Genomic DNA, 18,975 nt, shown 5'->3' with positions numbered 1-18,975 from the left:
TCACTGGTGGCAGGATGCCAAGGCTTAACAGTAACTATTTAGCCGGATTTCATATCACAGACTATTTGTTAAATTTTGCTTAAATATTTATTTGTGTAAAACGGGCATCTTGGTGGAACAGGCATCTTGCCTGTTTCCTGCCCCAAAATTTACTGACTACTGACTGCTGACTGCTGACTGCTGAATGCTTACCCCATTAGCAACAGGTACCTGTTGGGTAATACAATGAACTCCTCCTCCACCTTCAGCCAGGATCAGACTATTTACACCAACAACCTTCCGCCCAGGGAAAACCTCACGCAGAATAGCAAGGGGAGCATCATCTTGGCTGGAGTCACCAGCAACTGGAACGATCACAGCATTATTAGCAATATAAAAATTCATGTGAGCAACATCTAAGCCAAGAGGAATCTCAACAATCTCAAACTTACGTCCGCGAGCATCAGTACTTTGTTGTAATCGATGCTTAGCATCCCCACAAATCTTGTAGTTTGGATCATTAGCATCATCAGTGCTATGGAGTAAGACCAATCCAGGTGCTGCAAATGCGCAAATCCCATCCACATGTCCATCTGTGACGGGATCAGGCACGATACCACGACCTAGCCAAACCACCGTTTCAGCCCCGAGATAGTCCTTCAAAAGTCTCTCAACTTGAGACTTACTCATGGTGGGGTTGCGATTCGGGTTAAGTAAACATTCTTCAGTGGTGATAATAGTACCTTCACCATCTAATGTGACACCACCGCCCTCCAACACTAAAGAGGATGAGTACATGGTAGTCTCAAAATAGTTAGACAATCGCGCTTTTAGTAAAGCATCGTCGTGATAGGGGGGAAACTTACCACCCCAACCGTTGAAGGTAAAGCCAGCTACCCGACGTGAACCCTTGCCGTTCACCAAAAACATTGGACCGGAATCCCTTGCCCAGCCATCGTTTACGGGAAACTCAATCAGTTCGATATCTGAACTCAACAAGCCCTTAGCCACACCTTTGTCTTGAGGATGAACAACCATCGAAACGGGTTCAAACTCATTGACAGCATTCGCCACTGCTGCCCATTCCCGCCTTGCCTTCTTCAGACCATACCCTTTCCAATTCTGAGCTGGAGGAAACACCATGATCGTGAATTCATGGGGCTGCCATTCCGCCGGAAAGAAAAAGCCATCCTCAAGGGGTGTTGTCTCTTGTAATAACGTCACTCCAGTGCTGTTATAGTCCGGCATTTCACTACTACTAACCTCAGTTCTCACCCTTGAGCAAACTGCTGACATACCCAAGGCACTAGCAGCTGAAAGAACACTTAACTTTAGTAACCTTCGACGATTCAACATAGCGTGTATCTATTCTATAGCAGTTCTAAATTGGGTAGGGAGTAGGGAGCAGGGAGTAGGGAGTAGGAATCCTGGCATACTTCCGACACTTCCGACACTTCCGACACTTAACACACTTTTTGATGGTCAATGCTAGCAGCGGTATCATAGAGTGGCTAAAATGTCCAGTGACAGGTGATCTGTTTTTTCTACTGATGGTCAAATTAAGGTAATTAGAGATTCTGTAATGCGGTGTGATTGCAATTACACCTTTGGGTAATGGGGAAAGTGTTTTCACCATTACCCTTCTTCCCCATAGAGAAAAGGTTCACTAATGTAAGCTATCAGCTATAAGTTTCAAGTTTCTAGTTTCAATTTTAATCAGAAGGTGTCTTTCCTATGACTAAAGTACCTATTACTAAAATAACTGACGAACTCAAAACCGAAATTTTCTACCCCGATAGTGATGGTAAACCTATGACAGAAAGTGATCCTACTCGGGATTATCTAATTTATGGAGTAGAAGCATTAAAAAGTTATTTCAAAAATCGGGAAGATGTTTATGTTTCGGGTAACTTATTTATTTACTACCAGAAAGGAGAACCCGATCAGGTAGTCTCTCCTGATGTATTTGTGGTTTTTGGCGTGGAAAACAAACAGCGAAGAAGCTACAAGGCTTGGGAAGAAGGAGGAAAATTGCCCAGTTGGGTATTAGAAATAACCTCAAAAAGCAGCCGGAATAGTGATCAAACCACAAAACGCCAACTATACCAAACAATGGGAGTATTAGAATACTTTCAGTATGATCCTACCGGGGATTATCTTAACCCGCCACTTAAGGGATTACGTTTGGTGAAGGGAAAGTATCAACCTATCCCCAGCAAGCCCTTAGGGGATGGAGATTTTTCTATTGATAGTGAAGTGTTAGGTCTAGAGCTGCAAGTGCATCAGGTAAAACTAGAATTTTTTGATCCGAAGCTGGGGAAAAAGCTATTAAATTTTCAAGAACTGGAGATAGCTTATCAACGAGCAAAGTTAGAGCAAACCGCAGAAACTCAAGCCCGACAACAAGCGGAGTTAGAGCGAGCTGCTGAAGCTCAAGCCCGACAACGAGCGGAAGAAGGGCTACAGAATGCTATTTCCCAGTTATTAAGCTTAGGCTTGACTGTTGAACAGATAGCTGAAGCACTAAATTTATCAGTGGCAGAGGTTAACCGTCACATTTAAATTGGTTATTCCCCCTTACCTATTCCCTGTTCCCTATTCCCTATTCCCTATTCCCTGCTCCCTACTCCCTTGCTGAATGACCAATGACTAATGAGCAATTAAAACCTAAATTTTTCTACCGCAATACTAATGGTACACCAATGGCAGAAAGTGACCCTAACCGAGATTATATCATTTATGGCGTAGAAGCCTTGAAAAACTATTTCAAAAATCGAGACGATGTTTATGTTTCCGGTAACTTATCGATTTACTACCTAGAAGGCATATATGATGCCGTAATCGAGCCTGATGTATTTGTAATTTTCGGAGTAGAAAATAAACTACGAAAACACTACAAAGTTTGGGAAGAAGGCGGAAAGTTTCCGAGTTGGATCTTAGAAGTAACTTCAATAAGTACTAAGGGAACTGATCAAAGGTTTAATCGCCAAACATACCAAGATATGGGAGTATTAGAATATATGCAGTATGACCCTGTGGAAGATTATCTCCAACCACCCCTGAAAGGATTACGTCTGGTGGAGGGAAACTATGAGCCTATAGCTAGCAAACCTTTAGGAGATGAAGATTTCTCGATTTACAGTGAAGTCTTAGGTCTAGAACTTCAAGTGAATCAGGGAAAATTAGAGTTTTTCGATCCAAAGTTGGGAAAAAAGCTATTAAACTTTCAAGAACTGGACATGGCTTATCAGGAAGCTGAACAAGCACTACATAAAACTGAACAAGCACTACAGAAGGCTATTTCACATTTATTAGGATTAGGGGTGAGTGTGGAACAGATAGCTGAAGCTTTGAGTATATCAGTAGACGAGGTTAATCATAGAGTCCAAAACTAACTAACGTCAGTTTTGGATAAGGAGGAGCGAAGGGAGTAGGCTGAAAGTGCCACCCTTCAACCTTCCCAAATTTCCTCCATAACCATGACAAAACCAGGCAGCACCGAATCATCCCCCTTCACCGTAGCGGGATTTTCCAATTGCTCCACATCAGCATCAGGACGGTAAATATACACCCGACGACTATTTGGCTCAATCAACCACCCCAACCTCGCACCATTTTCCATGTACTCCTCCATCTTGTCCTTGAGGTCTTTTACCCTATCACTGGGGGAACGCAACTCAATCACAAAATCTGGGCACAGAGGAATAAATTTTTTTCTTTTTTCTTTACTCAGGGATTCCCACCGCTCCAGCTTGAGCCAAGATGCATCAGGAGAACGATCTGCCCCATTGGGCAGCTTAAAGCCACAAGAAGACTCAAAAACTTTCCCTAGCTTTGTTTGGCGGTTCCATAACCGTAGCTGAAAATTAATGTCGGAATTTCTGTCAGATGTTTCACCTCCTGTTGGGGGCATAACAATTATTTCTCCCTCTAATGTGCGTTCAATACGTAAATCTCGATTAACCTGACAAAACTCAAAAAATTGGTCATCATCCATATCCAATGCTGGAGGCATCCTCAGCACAATGGGATTAGTTTCAACAGCTGTGGTGGCTACTGTCATGATTTAGCTACTTCCCGCACAAAAGAGTTTATTCTATTCTAAGATCAGTTTTGGTTAAGCGATCGCTGGCAAGAGCTTTTATAATATCAAGTTCGGTTGAATACCCATAATAAAATTGTGGGGAGATGGGGAGATGGGGAGATGGGGAGATGGGGAGATGGGGGAGATTTTTATTAAGGGAATTATCCTGACATGATATAAGTTGCAGGCTTGATCTTCAGGTACGACTGGAACATCGGAAGAAGGGGAGGAGCGGTAAAATTTCCACTAGAACCTGCTGATTAGATAGGGTACCGTTTAGGAATTGTGAGAATTTTTGATGCCATAGTCTCTACTCCCTGTTCCCTGTTCCCTGTTCCCTACTCCCTACTCCCGACTCCCGACTCCCCACTCCCCACTCCCCACTCCCCACTCCCATCAACCCAGGAGCAAAGCACCTCAGACAATTGAGAATTGCACTATACTGAAAATAGTTCGATCAGAGTTAAATCCAGTCATAAACGTTTCCCAAAATCGTTGTTATCATCAGAGCAGGAAGTACGAGAAAAATGAGCAAAAATGTACTTAAAGATACCAACTTAATCTTAATCGAAAACAACTTCTTCCCTCTCCACACTCCCCCCCCTCCCTACACTCCCCGCACTCCCAACCTTCGACGCACTCCCCAAACCGCCCGCACTCCCCAAACTCCCCATACACTGCCCACACTATTCCCCCTATTCCCGATTCCGTGTTCCACACTGCTTAAATAATTACTGATTGAATAACTAACTGAGTTCCAATGCCAAAGAATCCCTTTATTGTCGGTAAGCCAGTTCCCCCAGAGCGTTTTGTTGGACGAACTGCTCTGATTGAAACCGCTTTTGACCAAATCTACCATCGCAGTAACTTAGCAATTTGGGGAGGTCCGGGCATTGGAAAGTCGTCTTTTTTGGAATTACTCACTTGGCCGGAAATCTGGCGAATACACCAGACCGACCCATCGGAAGCAGTGATTGTGTTGTTAAATTGCCTGAGTATTCATCCCTTCAGTGGGTCTGGCTTCTGGGGAAACGTCTTAAGCTTGATTAAAACTAAACTGGACAGCAATCGAGGGCTGCAAGCAGATATTGATGGATTCCTGCAAGACGGAAAAAGCACTGCTGAAGATTTCCGAAAAGTCTTGGGTAAGCTCGGAGCACACAATAAATTCCTAGTATTGCTAGTTGATGATTATGATGCTGTCTTTCGCACTCATGAAACCTACACTGAAGCTGACCTGGAAACCTTTCTAAGTGAGTGTCGCAGCGTAGGCTATTTTGCTGAGGAAAGGCAATACCTCTCAATGATTCTCACCTCCTCTCGCCGTCTTAATGAACTTGGGCCGAGTCTCACTCCAAATAAATCCCCGTGGTACAATCACTATCTGTTTCGACAACTTAAGCCATTTACCAAGAATGAAGTAGATACTCTGCTATTTGGTATGCGGATGACACCAGCGTTGCGGGATGGTATTAAAGAGATTGCTGATGGACACCCGGTCTTGCTACAGAATGCCGGTTATCTGCTCTACCAAGAGTTACGATCTGGAGGAGACCTCGACCCTGTTGCCTTTGCCCAAGAGTTTCAAAATACAACCCTACAGATCTTTCAACAGATGTGGGAACTGTCTAATCCCATCGAGCAAACCCTGTTAATGCTCATTGCCCTGTCTGAACTAAATGGTCGATTGCGTAATCAGTGCTACGATATCAGTAATATTGATAACATTTTCAGTCAGCAGGAGCTAGAGTTAAATGCTCTAGTGGGGCAAGGAGTGATTAAACGTCAAAACACGGAAGATAAAATCAGTTATTCCTTTGCATCTTCTATTATGGAGTGGTGGGTGGTCAAAAAAATTCAAAATAGCAATGAAACTGAACTAAACCAACGAAAGAAAGTATTTCTGAATGTGATGAGTTCAAAGCAATCTGAAAAAGTAACCACAGCAATTCGTTGGTTATGGGAAAATAAAGACCAGCTGCCATCTATCCTAGAATGGATTGGAAAAGTGACAGCTGCTCTTCCAAAAGGAGCAATTGGCAGATAAACTAAGGTTGCTCTTCCGACCTTGTGGTGATACTATATAGCAGTTCTTAATTCGGTGAGTGTAAGCAGTCAGCTAATGCGCTACGCGCACGCTACGCGAACAGCTGTCAGCTATCAGCTTAAAATAAACCTCGAATAGTAGAATTTAATAGTTCGAGATTAATAAGAATTTTCAGTCTGGGTAAAAGCCCTTGACCGTAGGCCACGCTAAGCAAACAGCTTTGTGGAACAGGCTTATAGCCTGTGACTTAACCCATCGCGCATAAGCTGAATGCTTATAGCTGAATGCTGATAGCTTACAACGTAACTGGGGAGAAAGCCAAAATGATTAGTGCAACTGTTCGGAAAAATCCTTATATTAGAAATCCTTATATTGTTGGTCGTCCCATCTTTGAACCGGAATTATTTTTCGGTAGACGCGAAAAGTTTGATTTCATTGAGGACAATCTCCGGCAGGACGCACAGGTAATTTTGTTCCATGGTCAACGACGTATGGGGAAATCCTCTGTACTTAAACAAATTCCCAATTTTGTTGGACAAGATGACTTTGTGTTTGTCCAGTTTGATCTACAGGACAAAAGTCAGTTATCCCTTAGTCGTGTTCTATACAGTTTAGGAGAAGCTATTATTAAGCAACTTCAGCTAGGGTCTGTTCAGAGTAAACTACTAACCGTTAGGGAATTAGAAACCAATCCGACTCTTTTTGCTGATAGCTTTTTACAAAAGGTATATCAAGAATTAGGGGATAAAAAGCTGGTGTTGTTGCTAGATGAGTTTGATGTGTTGAGTAGTGAATATTCTACCTCAGAGCCATCAAAAGAGTCATCATCTGAAACGTTTTTCCCTTATTTAAAATCTCTGCTTAAACAGGAAAAACGATTATTTATTATTCCGTTTATAGGACGGCAACTGGATGACATGCCCAAGTTGCTGGGATTATTTAAAGGTGCTCCTAACCAAGAAATTGGCTTGCTCAGTGAACGAAGTGCCAGAGAGTTAATTACTGAACCAGCTAAAGGGTCTTTGACCTATAAATCGGAGGCAATCGATGCCATCTTAAAATTAACTTCAGGTCATCCCTATTTCACTCAGGTTATATGTAATGCACTGTTTGCTCAAGCTAGACTTGAACAAAAGTGGCAAGTAACTCGTGATGATGTCACCAGAATTGTTGATGATGCCATTGAAATTGGTGAGGCAGGATTAATCTGGTTTCGGGATGGATTACCGATTCCTGAACGAGTGATATTTTCCGCAGTAGCAGAGGCTCAAAAAAACGCTGAAAAAAATCCTAATCAGGTTGTGCAAGACCCATTGAGTTTACTGGAAGAGTATGGCGTTACCATCACCAAGTCTTTGAGGGAAGCTAGGAAAACACTAGTTGAATCAGGTTTTTTGGGGGTTGTAGAAATCACTGATCAAGTTTCATCCTACAACGGAAAATCCTACAAGGTAGAAATAGAATTAGTCCGCCGCTGGTTAGTTCAACGTTACCCATTGCGGCGAGATATATTTGAATTAGAAGACCTCGATCCAGAGGCTAAGGCTATTTATAAAAAAGCAAGGGAACGGAGTGATCAGGGGGATGTATCCCATCAGGTAAAACCCTATGAACAGGTTTTGAAAGCTAATCCCAATCACTTTAGTGCTTTATTCGAGATCGCAAGGATATATTTGGAAGGTCACGTATTTGATAAAGCAGTGGAATGCTATCAGCAAGCATACCTAGTTGATCGAGTCCGGAATCAGGATGGATTAGTGGAATCGCTTTTAGGTTATGGAAAACACCTCATGGAAATAGGGGAAGTTATCCTAGCCATGGAGCAATTTGAGCAAGTGCTAAGGATAGAGCCAGATAATCAAGACGCTGATAAACTTTATAACAAATTAAACAATCCTTTCTTTGTGGGGGCACCAGTTACCCCAGACCGTTTTGTGGGACGACGATCAGAAATTCAGGCTGCCTTTGATCAAATCTCTAACCGCAGTAACCTAGCAATTTGGGGTGGTCTAGGCATGGGAAAGACCTCTTTCCTGGAACTCCTGGCTTCCCCAGACCTTTGGGAAGAGTATGGACAAGACCCATCCCAGGCTTTGATGGTGCTCCTCAGTTGCGAAAGTATCCAACCGTTTACAGCTTCCGGGTTTTGGCAAGAAGTCCTAACTGAGCTGATCAATAAATTAGACAGTGAGCCAGACCTTCAGAGTTACATTGACACATTGCTGGATCAGGGACAAACAACTACCAGGGGGATGCGCCAAGTATTGCGAAAGCTTGGGAAACACAACAAATTCTTGGTGTTGCTAGTGGATGACTATGATGCAGCTTTGCGGGAAAACCAGCACTATACTCAAGCTGACATCGAAACCTTTGTCACAGAGTGTCGCAGTATTGCCTATCACTCTCGGGAGAGGAGATATTTATCAATGATTGTTGCTTCACTCCGCCCTCTCAATGAACTTGGTCCTCCTTTTAATCCCAATAGTTCTCCCTGGTATAACCATTATTTGTTTCAATCCCTTAAGCCATTAACGGAAACTGAGGTCGAGCAATTAATGGCCAGTATTCCCATCACACCAGCATTACAGGATGTTATTAAAGACAGGGCTGGTGGACATCCGGCGCTGCTACAAATTGCTGGTTCTTTGCTATTTAGAGAATTAAGAACTGGGAAGTTACCTGATACTGAAACCTTTACCAAGGAGTTTGAAGATCAAACTAGACATATTTTCCAAAATATTTAGCAACGGTGTAGGGAAGTCGAGCAAGGGCTGTTGATACTGATGGCTTGGTCGAAGTTAAAAGATGGTCTAGATCAGAAGATTACTATTGACTTAAGTAATATTGACTTAGTTTTTAGCCAACAAGAATTAGATTTATCTTCTCTCCAACAACAAGGTTTGATTATGAGGAATCAAGACTTAGAGAAACCAGTCTACTTATTTAGGTCATCAATTATGGAGGGGTTGGTAATTCATAAAATTCAGACTAGCGATAAAGCATCATTAGAACAATGGCAGTCTATTTTGCTTAAGCTAATCAACCCTTGACCCACACGAAACATTTACCAACCGAGCCAGAGTTCCCTCCATGACAGCGGTGGTTTGACCAGAAACAGTGAATACCAAAGCTTCCCGATAGACTCGCTGAGCAGGATGGTGTTTGTAGTTAGCAGCACCACTAGACACAGTCACCGCTGCTTGAGCACATCGTCCTGCTAAGTTAATTGCCCGAGTCCTCAGTTGTAGCCGTTGTTCAAAGGTCTGGGAATCTCCTTGTAGTGCTTCGATCATAGCTGTCTGGCAGCGAGTCAATTCCCCATTGAGGCATTCAAAAGCATTGTATAGAAAATCCAGTTGCTTGGTTTTGGCCGCCGCTTCGACAATGTCCAGTCCAGCTTGGGCACATCCTAGAGCGAAAAAACCAGCAGACAAAACTTTTTTCTGGTCATTTCCGTGAATTGCACCTGCTTTAGCAATCGAGACCACACGTTCTTCGGGTAAGAACCAATCCGTAAGGGTAGCACTAACAGTATTAGTGGATTGCATCGCCCCCAGTGCCATGGGTTTGCTAAAGGTAATAGTACCACCTGCATCTTGGCAGGTCGGAGTCAATGGCACCATACCGTAAAGTTCTCCACCATCAGGCAATACTGCACCAATGACAAACTCTTGAAACAAGCTAAACCCAGTAACCCAAGGCACTTTTCCGCTGATCTGATATCCACCATCTACCGGAATAGCTTTCACCGGTGGGTTACCTGTTCGTCGCACTTGGGAAAAGCCGATACCAACTAGCACTTGACCCTTGGCTAATTTAGGAAGATACTGATGCTTCAACGATTCATTCTCAGAGTAGGCGATCATTGCTCCAGCACTCTGGTGTTGCATTTGCAAGAATGCCAAAGCACCGGAATACCGTGCTACCAGTTGCTGGAAGTAGCCAAAGGTTGTGCTACTGACTTCGAGACCTCCCCAGGATTTGGGAATCCGTAGCCCTAGCAACCTGCGATCGCTCATCCCCTTGAGAGCCTCTCGTAACACCTCAGGAGCACTATCAATTTCTGAAGCCAAGGGAGCAACGGATTCCCTTAGATAAGACTCTGCTGTCTCTAATAGGCTTTGTTGGTCATTATCGGGATACCGTTTGATCACCTGCATCAACCTTTCTAGTTACTATGATCTTAAGCATTCAGCTATCAGCTATCAGCTATCAGTTATCAGTTATCAGCTTATGCGCTACGCGCACGTTGCGCGAACAGCTTTTGAAGAAAACAGGTAAGCATTCGTTTAATCTGAGTTAAGTCTGCTGAGGGCTGAGGGCTGAGGGCTGAGGGCTGAGGGCACCTCAAGTAGCATCTCAAGTAGCACATATGCTTACCTGTGATTTATAGCATTTTTCAATTCGGTGAGGTACTTTCGTCATAAAAAGCGTTCGCGTAGCTTGACCAAAGGTCAATCGCCCCCAGTGAGTGAAAGCGTTCGCTTTTAGCGGAAGCTGAGGCCGTAGGCCACGCTACGCGAACGCTTCATCGCGTCGGCTTTGCCGAATCGTAGCTGTGGATACCAATTAATATCAGCAGCTAAAAAACTGTTTCTTCCATATTGTCATGGTTAGGGGTTGGAAAGCTTTGTAGCCTCTTGAGGAAATCTAACAATTCTTCAGGTGTCAGAAACTGACGGGAAATCTTCCCGTAAACCTGTTGTAGGTATTTAACTCCATCTTGTTTTGACCACCGCAACCGTTGAAGTTCCTTGGACGTCTGCTTTAGAATTTCAAAAGATTCGTGGGACTTGATCCAATCTTCCGATTGTTGTGCCCCGGTCTGTGGCTTTGTTTGTGGCTCTGACTCTGGTCCTGGTGGTGAAATTGGCTGACCACTTAAAAGTGACTGGCAGGCATTGGCAATCGAGTAGATATTAACAGAAGCATCCCAATCATAGGATATATAGCGGTCTCTACTATCATAGAGGGAACAGAATACGGTAGCTGGATTACCTTTTGAAGTATCATTACCCCTCAGAGCGATCGTCAGCGGTTCCTTTACTTGCTCAGGGGATAACTTAACAAGACTAAGCAAAAAGCAACGAGAAAATATACTATCAATCCCTGACTGGATAGAATACGGTTTATCCGCTAGCACTTGGATGCGGAGTTTAAGCACTTCTTTCTCAAGAAATTCTTTTGCCACTATCTCAATCCCACTCACAAAACATCGAATGGCTTGGTGGTAAATGGCTTCTGGTTTGTTTTCTGAGTGATTCCAAAAGTGCCACAGGTACTTACCATTTTCAGAGTTTTTGACATAGATTATTTTCGGTATCGGGGCATCACAAAACCCCAATTTTTTGGTATTGTCTAGGTTGCTTGACTCTACTGTTTCGGCCATGACACTCCCTTGGATACTATCGCAAATCTGTGCTTTAAGTATCCAAACCTGATGTATGCGTTCGCATTTGTTTTATGAATATCGGGTATGCTTTACCGTAATAGATCGATACTCGCGCATCCGGTTTGTTGATCCCGTTTGTTGATGATCACGTTATGGTTATAGCCATGAAATTACTAGAGAAATCCTAAATCTGTGATAACTTTTGATTTAGGATTTCCCTATTCCCTATTCCCTATTCCCTATTCCCTATTCCCTATTCCCTATTCCCTATTCCCTTTGCTATATAAATTTTAATACCGATACCGTTACCATTTGCGACTGCATCAAGACAATGATTAAAAATGTATTTAAAGATATCCTCTTATCCAAAACTAATTCTTCCCTTCCTCCTCTCCCCACACTCCTCCCTTTTCAACAGGTCTTACGACCCCTGCCTCTAGCCATTGCGCTGGTGCTATCTTGTCTATTGACCCTTACAGGTTGCCATCCGAACCAGTTTAAGACTCAGGCAGCTCAGGTCTCTCAACTAGTGTTAGCTACTCCTAGTGACCCAGCTAGCTTTAACTATATTGTTAATACCTCTCCCTTCGGTGTATTTGGTTACCTCTACGAAGGATTGTTGAGTGAGAATGGCATGACAGGGGAGTTGGAACCAAAACTAGCTGAATCTTGGGACATTTCCTCAGACCGACAGCAGATCACCTTCACCCTGCGGCATGGGCTAAAGTGGTCTGATGGGGAACCCCTGACGGTGGATGATGTGATCTTTACCTATCAGGAGCTTTACCTGAATCCTAAAATTCCCACAGTCTTCCGAGATTTCCTCCAGATTGGTAGTACTGGTAAGTACCCATCGGTGCGCAAACTAGATCAGCGGCGAGTTGAGTTTACCTTACCACAACCCTTTGCGCCATTTGTGAGATCCGCCGGAACCCTAGCCATTCTACCGGCTCATGCGTTACGAGAGTCTGTGCAAGCCACTGATGGTAATGGCAATCCCCAGTTTCTTTCAACTTGGGGCACTAACACCAATCCCCAAGACATTGTTAGCAATGGTCCCTATCGACTACAAAAGTATACCCCTGCTGAGCGAGTCATCCTACAACGCAACCCTTATTACTGGCGTGCTGATGCTCAGGGAAATCCCCAACCCTACATTCAACGGATTGTCTTACAAGTTATCCCATCCTCTGATAACCAGTTACTCAGATTTCGCTCTGGGGAGTTGGATAGCCTCAGAGTCAATCCCGAGGCCTTTGGGTTACTTAAACGAGAGGAAAAGCGGGGGAAATACACCATTTACAATGGAGGACCGATGCCTAGCATTAGGTTTGTCGGTTTTAATCTCAACAAAGCTCGCAATGCTCAGGGAAAACCTTTCGTAGACCCAATCAAGTCCCGTTGGTTCAATACCTTGGCCTTTCGACAAGCGGTAGCCTATGCTATTGACCGGGAAAGAATGAAAACTAATATTTATCGGGGACTGGGTGAAGTACAACATTCTCCCATTGCTGTCCAAAGTCCCTATTACCTGTCCCCAGAAGATGGGTTAAAAGTCTACAACTATCAACCCCAGAAAGCAAAACAATTACTATTAGAGGCTGGTTTCAGGTATAACTCCCAAAATCAGCTGCTGGATTGGGATGGCAACCGGGTACAATTCACTTTGCTGGTGAAATCAGACGATAAATCCCGAGTAGACGCAGCAGTTCAGATTAAACAAGACTTGAGCCAAATTGGGATAGAAGCAGATTTGCAGGTACTCAGCTTTAACCTTGTGCTCAGAAAGCTCCTATCGACTCGAGATTGGGAGTGTTATGTGGGTGCCTTTGGAGCAGGAGTGAGTGAGCCTCACAGTATATTTGTTTTCTGGTATAGCGGAGGATCGTTTCATCAATTTAATCAAGGTCCTCAACCCGGACAACCACCACTGGAAGGGTGGGAAGTGTCTAACTGGGAGCAAGAGATTGACCGTCTTTTCAATGCTGGGATACAAGAACTTGATCAGAGCAAACGCAAAGCCATTTATGGTCAATTCCAGGAAATCGTTGCCGAGGAGTTGCCCGTGTTTTTCCTGGTCAATTCACTAGACTTTGAGGCAGTACGCGATCGCATCAAGACTATCAAATTTTCTAGCTTAGGGGGACCGTTATGGAACATTGATGAGCTGAGAATTGCGGAAAACTAATCAAGTCTTGGACCTTAGGGGATGGGGAAATGGGGAGGTGGGAGAAATTTTTATTAAGGGTAATTATCCCGACATGATATTACAGCTTCTCCCTCTAGGGTAGCAGCACTAGAATCTGCCCTGAAAATTTGATAAATAAATTAGGGTACTTTCGGCATAATTATAGCAATTAAACGGCAAAATTTATGAATTTTTCCTCTTCTCGAATAAAATACTCCCTTAGCCTCTGTAGCGCTATTGTTATGAGTTTCGGAACTGCAGAAATAGCCACTGGTGCCACTTTCAGTGATGCACCCATTTTTTCTGAAGTTGATAGCTTCAGTACTACCATTATAACCAATGGCAATCCGGCAGACATTTATTTTCCCGTTGTATCTAACACTAGCAACGAATTATTTCCCACTACCATCCTCTTGCCAGGAGGATTAGTAGACAAATCCTTCTACTCTAGTTTTGCGACTCAGGTTGCTAGCTACGGCTTTGTGGTTGTCGTTCCGAACAATAGGGTATCTCTACCCCAGTTTAATTTTGAAGGATTGCTTTCCGACGGTTCGCAAATTAACTCGATCTTCGACTTTATTATTACAGAAAGCGAGAATTCTAATTCCCAGCTTGCGGGCATTGTGGATACCGAGAAGCTAGCTTTACTCGGTCATTCCCAAGGGGGTGCAGTCGGTTTAAGCGCCATTGAAGGTTCCTGTATTTTTCCGCTCTGTTTGGATGATTTTAATCGTCCAGAAGCACTTATGGCCGGTGCTTTTTATGGTACGAATCGATTCGATCCCTTCTTAATGGAATTTGTTCCTACGGCTAATGATGGCATTCCTGTGGCCTTAGTTCAGGGAAGTCTCGATGGTGTGGCAACCCCTGAGGAAGCCTTGGGGACTTTTGAGTTAATCCAAGATTCTCCTAAGGCATTGATTACCGTTGCAGGTGCCAATCACTTTGGTATTACTAATGTTAATAATCCTCCTGGTACGCGACCCGATTTTAGCAATCCCACTCTCGCTCAGGATGAAGGGATTGAAACCATTGCTCGTTGGAGTGCTTTGTTCTTGCGGGCTAATCTTCTAGATGATGCCAACGCTTTTGATTTTGTATTCGATACAGGAGCAACATTAGATCCTAATGTTACTGTGATTGCTGAGCTGAAAACTGTTCCCGAACCAAGTTCCCTGTTTGGAGTATTGGCAATAGCGATGGGCGGTATTAGTTGGCTGTGGCAGCGTAAATAGGGGTTAGTGTGCTGCCCAGGGTAAGCCCAAGAATCAACAAGGAGGAATTATTACTAACAATTTTGAAAAAAACTATTGAAAAAAAGTACAATAGTGCCGATAATCAAGGCTTATTATGGTCATAATCCTTGCAATATATCACATTTTGGCTCAATTTTTTTTTCCCTTACCGTGCTCTTTACTCCCTACTCCCGCGCAACCCCAAGGGCTGGATGACTAACCCCATTGATAACTGCTATCTATATTATTGACATCCTCCCCCGTTAAATCAAAGATTATAACGGGGGATTCCCAAACCTCACAATTTGGGTTTACTGCTTCTTAAGCACTTATCTAGGTTGTTATCAACCCCCGACAGCCCGCCTACACAGTCAATTTTCTTTCCCACGATCTGCCCGACCGCAGTGATACCACGTTGACAAATCACTTGAGCAGCTGAAACATCTCTGTTAATTTCGTAATGACATTCAGGACATTTGTGTATGCGTTCAGACAAATATTTTTTGCCTGTATTTATACCACAATTTGGACAAATTTGACTAGTATATCTGTAATCAACTTTGCCAAAATATACGCCTCGTTTCCAACAAACCCAAGCTAAGATATCAAAGAACTGACCAAAACCCGCATCAAGGGTATGTTTACCTAACATTCCTTTTGCCCAAGTTCTGAAATCTAAGTCCATGTCCTTCGGACAGGCTTCGCCAACAACAAATATCATTCCAGCCTGGTCACAAAGATAATTTGCTAACTTAAAGCGATGCAGCGCGGTCTTGGGAAGGCAGCGCGGTCTTGGGGGTTCCCCCCATGAGCGACTGCCGTGGTTTCCCCCATGAGCGACTGCATCAAGACAGTGAAAATCTTTTCGGGTATCTGATATTTTCTGATGAAGTCTTGCTATTTTACAATTTAGTTTATGTTTATTTTTGGAACCTTTTTTCTTTAGCTTCAATCTGCGTTGTAGCAATTTCAGCTTACCGTGCATCTCGCTTAAAAATCTAGGTCGCTCTATTAGTTTATTATCAGAAGTTGCTAAAAACTTATCTAACCCAACATCAATCCCAAGCGGATGACCCCGTGGTGGAGTATCAGGAACACTGACTTCACTTTGTAAAGACAGCATTGCAAAATAACCACTAGCTCGTCTAACTATTCTAACTTGCTTTATCTTAAAACCATCTGGAATTGGTCGTGATAATCTCAGTTTAACTAATCCAATTTGAGGCAGTTTAATCCACTCATTATTTATTGGATTTGTTTTAAATTGAGGAAAAACAAACGACCGCATTCGGTATCGATTTTTGAACCGAGGAAAACCATATTCCTGTTCTTTNTAGGGTACTTTCGGCATAATTATAGCAATTAAACGGCAAAATTTATGAATTTTTCCTCTTCTCGAATAAAATACTCCCTTAGCCTCTGTAGCGCTATTGTTATGAGTTTCGGAACTGCAGAAATAGCCACTGGTGCCACTTTCAGTGATGCACCCATTTTTTCTGAAGTTGATAGCTTCAGTACTACCATTATAACCAATGGCAATCCGGCAGACATTTATTTTCCCGTTGTATCTAACACTAGCAACGAATTATTTCCCACTACCATCCTCTTGCCAGGAGGATTAGTAGACAAATCCTTCTACTCTAGTTTTGCGACTCAGGTTGCTAGCTACGGCTTTGTGGTTGTCGTTCCGAACAATAGGGTATCTCTACCCCAGTTTAATTTTGAAGGATTGCTTTCCGACGGTTCGCAAATTAACTCGATCTTCGACTTTATTATTACAGAAAGCGAGAATTCTAATTCCCAGCTTGCGGGCATTGTGGATACCGAGAAGCTAGCTTTACTCGGTCATTCCCAAGGGGGTGCAGTCGGTTTAAGCGCCATTGAAGGTTCCTGTATTTTTCCGCTCTGTTTGGATGATTTTAATCGTCCAGAAGCACTTATGGCCGGTGCTTTTTATGGTACGAATCGATTCGATCCCTTCTTAATGGAATTTGTTCCTACGGCTAATGATGGCATTCCTGTGGCCTTAGTTCAGGGAAGTCTCGATGGTGTGGCAACCCCTGAGGAAGCCTTGGGGACTTTTGAGTTAATCCAAGATTCTCCTAAGGCATTGATTACCGTTGCAGGTGCCAATCACTTTGGTATTACTAATGTTAATAATCCTCCTGGTACGCGACCCGATTTTAGCAATCCCACTCTCGCTCAGGATGAAGGGATTGAAACCATTGCTCGTTGGAGTGCTTTGTTCTTGCGGGCTAATCTTCTAGATGATGCCAACGCTTTTGATTTTGTATTCGATACAGGAGCAACATTAGATCCTAATGTTACTGTGATTGCTGAGCTGAAAACTGTTCCCGAACCAAGTTCCCTGTTTGGAGTATTGGCAATAGCGATGGGCGGTATTAGTTGGCTGTGGCAGCGTAAATAGGGGTTAGTGTGCTGCCCAGGGTAAGCCCAAGAATCAACAAGGAGGAATTATTACTAACAATTTTGAAAAAAACTATTGAAAAAAAGTACAATAGTGCCGATAATCAAGGCTTATTATGGTCATAATCCTTGCAATATATCACATTTTGGCTCAATTTTTTTTTCCCTTACCGTGCTCTTTACTCCCTACTCCCGCGCAACCCCAAGGGCTGGATGACTAACCCCATTGATAACTGCTATCTATATTATTGACATCCTCCCCCGTTAAATCAAAGATTATAACGGGGGATTCCCAAACCTCACAATTTGGGTTTACTGCTTCTTAAGCACTTATCTAGGTTGTTATCAACCCCCGACAGCCCGCCTACACAGTCAATTTTCTTTCCCACGATCTGCCCGACCGCAGTGATACCACGTTGACAAATCACTTGAGCAGCTGAAACATCTCTGTTAATTTCGTAATGACATTCAGAACATTTGTGTATGCGTTCAGACAAATCTTTTTTGCCTGTATTTATACCACAATTTGGAGAAATTTGACTAGTATATCTGTAATCAACTTTGCCAAAATATACGCCTCGTTTCCAACAAACCCAAGCTAAGATATCAAAGAACTGACCAAAACCCGCATCAAGGGTATGTTTACCTAACATTCCTTTTGCCCAAGTTCTGAAATCTAAGTCCTCAACAAATATCATTCCAGCCTGGTCACAAAGATAATTTGCTAACTTAAAGTAAAAATCTTTTCGGGTATCTGATATTTTCTGATGAATTCTTGCTATTTTACAATTTAGTTTATGTTTATTTTTGGAACCTTTTTTCTTTAGCTTCAATCTGCGTTGTAGCAATTTCAGCTTACCGTGCATCTCGCTTAAAAATCTAGGTCGCTCTATTAGTTTATTATCAGAAGTTGCTAAAAACTTATCTAACCCAACATCAATCCCAAGCGGATGACCCCGTGGTGGAGTATCAGGAACACTGACTTCACTTTGTAAAGACAGCATTGCAAAATAACCACTAGCTCGTCTAACTATTCTAACTTGCTTTATCTTAAAACCATCTGGAATTGGTCGTGATAATCTCAGTTTAACTAATCCAATTTGAGGCAGTTTAATCCACTCATTATTTATTGGATTTGTTTTAAATTGAGGAAAAACAAACGACCGCATTCGGTATCGATTTTTGAACCGAGGAAAACCATATTCCTGTTCTTTAATATTTCTAAATGCTAGATCTAAAGTCTTCAAGACTTGTTGTAAAACTTGAGCATTTGTTCTTTTCAGTTCAGGATTGGTCTTTTTGGCTTTAGTTAAATTAGCAGCTTGTAAGTGATAACTAGGATAGGGTTCATTTGCAGAAATTATATATTCTTTTTGTAACGAACAGTAATTAATCGAACATCGCTTACTTTCGTGCCAGTCTTTTCGCTCTCTTAAGGCGTAATTCCATACCTTTCTACAGACCGCCAACATATCTTCAATGATTGCAGTCTGTTTCTTGGTCGGGACTAGCTTGTACTCGTAATTAAGTGTCAACATAAATCTATGTTAGCATGAATCTATCAAAATCTAATCACCTGGGTAGACAAGATACAAACAAAATTTAAATTGTAACGCTATCGCG

The 18,975-nt window shown here is 42.8% G+C and carries 15 protein-coding genes and 1 pseudogene; 10 read left to right on the top strand and 6 right to left on the bottom strand.

Annotation, left to right across the window (positions count from 1 at the left end; all coding sequences use genetic code 11):
* Positions 1-156: 156 nt before the first annotated feature.
* Positions 157-1,335, bottom strand: a complete 1,179-nt coding sequence (locus BJP37_RS14155) for an agmatine deiminase family protein (protein WP_229415311.1) — start codon at positions 1,333-1,335, stop codon at positions 157-159.
* A gap of 378 nt (positions 1,336-1,713) precedes the next feature.
* Between BJP37_RS14155 and BJP37_RS14150 the strand changes: the two genes are divergently transcribed.
* Entirely contained in the window at positions 1,714-2,541 is an 828-nt protein-coding gene (locus BJP37_RS14150; RefSeq protein WP_075899644.1) for a Uma2 family endonuclease, read from the top strand.
* A gap of 83 nt (positions 2,542-2,624) precedes the next feature.
* Positions 2,625-3,374: a Uma2 family endonuclease gene (locus BJP37_RS14145; protein WP_075899642.1), complete on the top strand. Its 750-nt coding sequence runs from the start codon at positions 2,625-2,627 to the stop codon at positions 3,372-3,374.
* Positions 3,375-3,430: 56 nt separating this feature from the next.
* Here the strand turns inward: BJP37_RS14145 and BJP37_RS14140 are convergent, their stop codons facing one another.
* Positions 3,431-4,042 carry a Uma2 family endonuclease gene (locus tag BJP37_RS14140; protein ID WP_081431185.1) on the bottom strand — a complete coding sequence of 204 codons (612 nt, stop codon included), beginning with the start codon at positions 4,040-4,042 and terminating at the stop codon, positions 3,431-3,433.
* Between the two features lie 306 nt (positions 4,043-4,348).
* Between BJP37_RS14140 and BJP37_RS39200 the strand changes: the two genes are divergently transcribed.
* From BJP37_RS39200 to BJP37_RS14125, 5 genes are all read left to right on the top strand, one after another.
* On the top strand, positions 4,349-4,492 hold the full coding sequence (locus BJP37_RS39200) for a hypothetical protein (RefSeq protein ID WP_158069581.1): 144 nt from the start codon (positions 4,349-4,351) through the stop codon (positions 4,490-4,492).
* 98 nt (positions 4,493-4,590) lie between these two features.
* On the top strand, positions 4,591-4,794 hold the full coding sequence (locus BJP37_RS36540) for a hypothetical protein (protein ID WP_143727613.1): 204 nt from the start codon (positions 4,591-4,593) through the stop codon (positions 4,792-4,794).
* A gap of 29 nt (positions 4,795-4,823) precedes the next feature.
* Positions 4,824-6,110, top strand: coding sequence for a P-loop NTPase family protein (locus BJP37_RS14135; RefSeq protein WP_075899640.1), 1,287 nt, complete (start codon positions 4,824-4,826; stop codon positions 6,108-6,110).
* A gap of 323 nt (positions 6,111-6,433) precedes the next feature.
* Entirely contained in the window at positions 6,434-8,854 is a 2,421-nt protein-coding gene (locus tag BJP37_RS14130; RefSeq protein ID WP_158069580.1) for an ATP-binding protein, read from the top strand.
* Positions 8,855-8,893: 39 nt separating this feature from the next.
* On the top strand, positions 8,894-9,160 hold the full coding sequence (locus tag BJP37_RS14125) for a hypothetical protein (RefSeq protein WP_075899636.1): 267 nt from the start codon (positions 8,894-8,896) through the stop codon (positions 9,158-9,160).
* Here the strand turns inward: BJP37_RS14125 and BJP37_RS14120 are convergent.
* Complete coding sequence (locus BJP37_RS14120) at positions 9,146-10,270, bottom strand: acyl-CoA dehydrogenase family protein (RefSeq protein WP_075899634.1); 1,125 nt, start codon at positions 10,268-10,270, stop codon at positions 9,146-9,148. The genes BJP37_RS14125 and BJP37_RS14120 overlap by 15 nt on opposite strands.
* A gap of 422 nt (positions 10,271-10,692) precedes the next feature.
* The gene (locus BJP37_RS14115) at positions 10,693-11,499 is read right to left on the bottom strand and encodes a hypothetical protein (protein WP_075899632.1); all 807 of its coding nucleotides are present in this window, start codon (positions 11,497-11,499) and stop codon (positions 10,693-10,695) included.
* Between the two features lie 334 nt (positions 11,500-11,833).
* Between BJP37_RS14115 and BJP37_RS14110 the strand changes: the two genes are divergently transcribed.
* Both BJP37_RS14110 and BJP37_RS14105 read left to right on the top strand, forming a co-directional pair.
* Positions 11,834-13,690 (top strand): ABC transporter substrate-binding protein, encoded by a 1,857-nt coding sequence (locus BJP37_RS14110; RefSeq protein ID WP_229415310.1) that lies wholly within the window; start codon positions 11,834-11,836, stop codon positions 13,688-13,690.
* A gap of 185 nt (positions 13,691-13,875) precedes the next feature.
* Complete coding sequence (locus BJP37_RS14105) at positions 13,876-14,925, top strand: alpha/beta hydrolase family protein (protein ID WP_075899630.1); 1,050 nt, start codon at positions 13,876-13,878, stop codon at positions 14,923-14,925.
* Positions 14,926-15,223: 298 nt separating this feature from the next.
* Here the strand turns inward: BJP37_RS14105 and BJP37_RS14100 are convergent.
* Positions 15,224-16,258 (bottom strand): annotated as a pseudogene (locus BJP37_RS14100) (RNA-guided endonuclease InsQ/TnpB family protein); the annotation flags it as partial.
* Between the two features lie 45 nt (positions 16,259-16,303).
* On the opposite strand from BJP37_RS14100, the gene BJP37_RS14095 reads away from it, so the two are divergent.
* Positions 16,304-17,353 carry an alpha/beta hydrolase family protein gene (locus tag BJP37_RS14095; RefSeq protein ID WP_075899630.1) on the top strand — a complete coding sequence of 350 codons (1,050 nt, stop codon included), beginning with the start codon at positions 16,304-16,306 and terminating at the stop codon, positions 17,351-17,353.
* Positions 17,354-17,651: 298 nt separating this feature from the next.
* Here the strand turns inward: BJP37_RS14095 and BJP37_RS14090 are convergent, their stop codons facing one another.
* Complete coding sequence (locus tag BJP37_RS14090; protein ID WP_075899628.1) at positions 17,652-18,890, bottom strand: RNA-guided endonuclease InsQ/TnpB family protein; 1,239 nt, start codon at positions 18,888-18,890, stop codon at positions 17,652-17,654.
* Positions 18,891-18,975: the final 85 nt, after the last annotated feature.

The organism is Moorena bouillonii PNG, from assembly GCF_001942495.1.
Taxonomy (GTDB): domain Bacteria; phylum Cyanobacteriota; class Cyanobacteriia; order Cyanobacteriales; family Coleofasciculaceae; genus Moorena; species Moorena bouillonii.
This window is presented reverse-complemented; position numbering and strand designations above follow the sequence as displayed.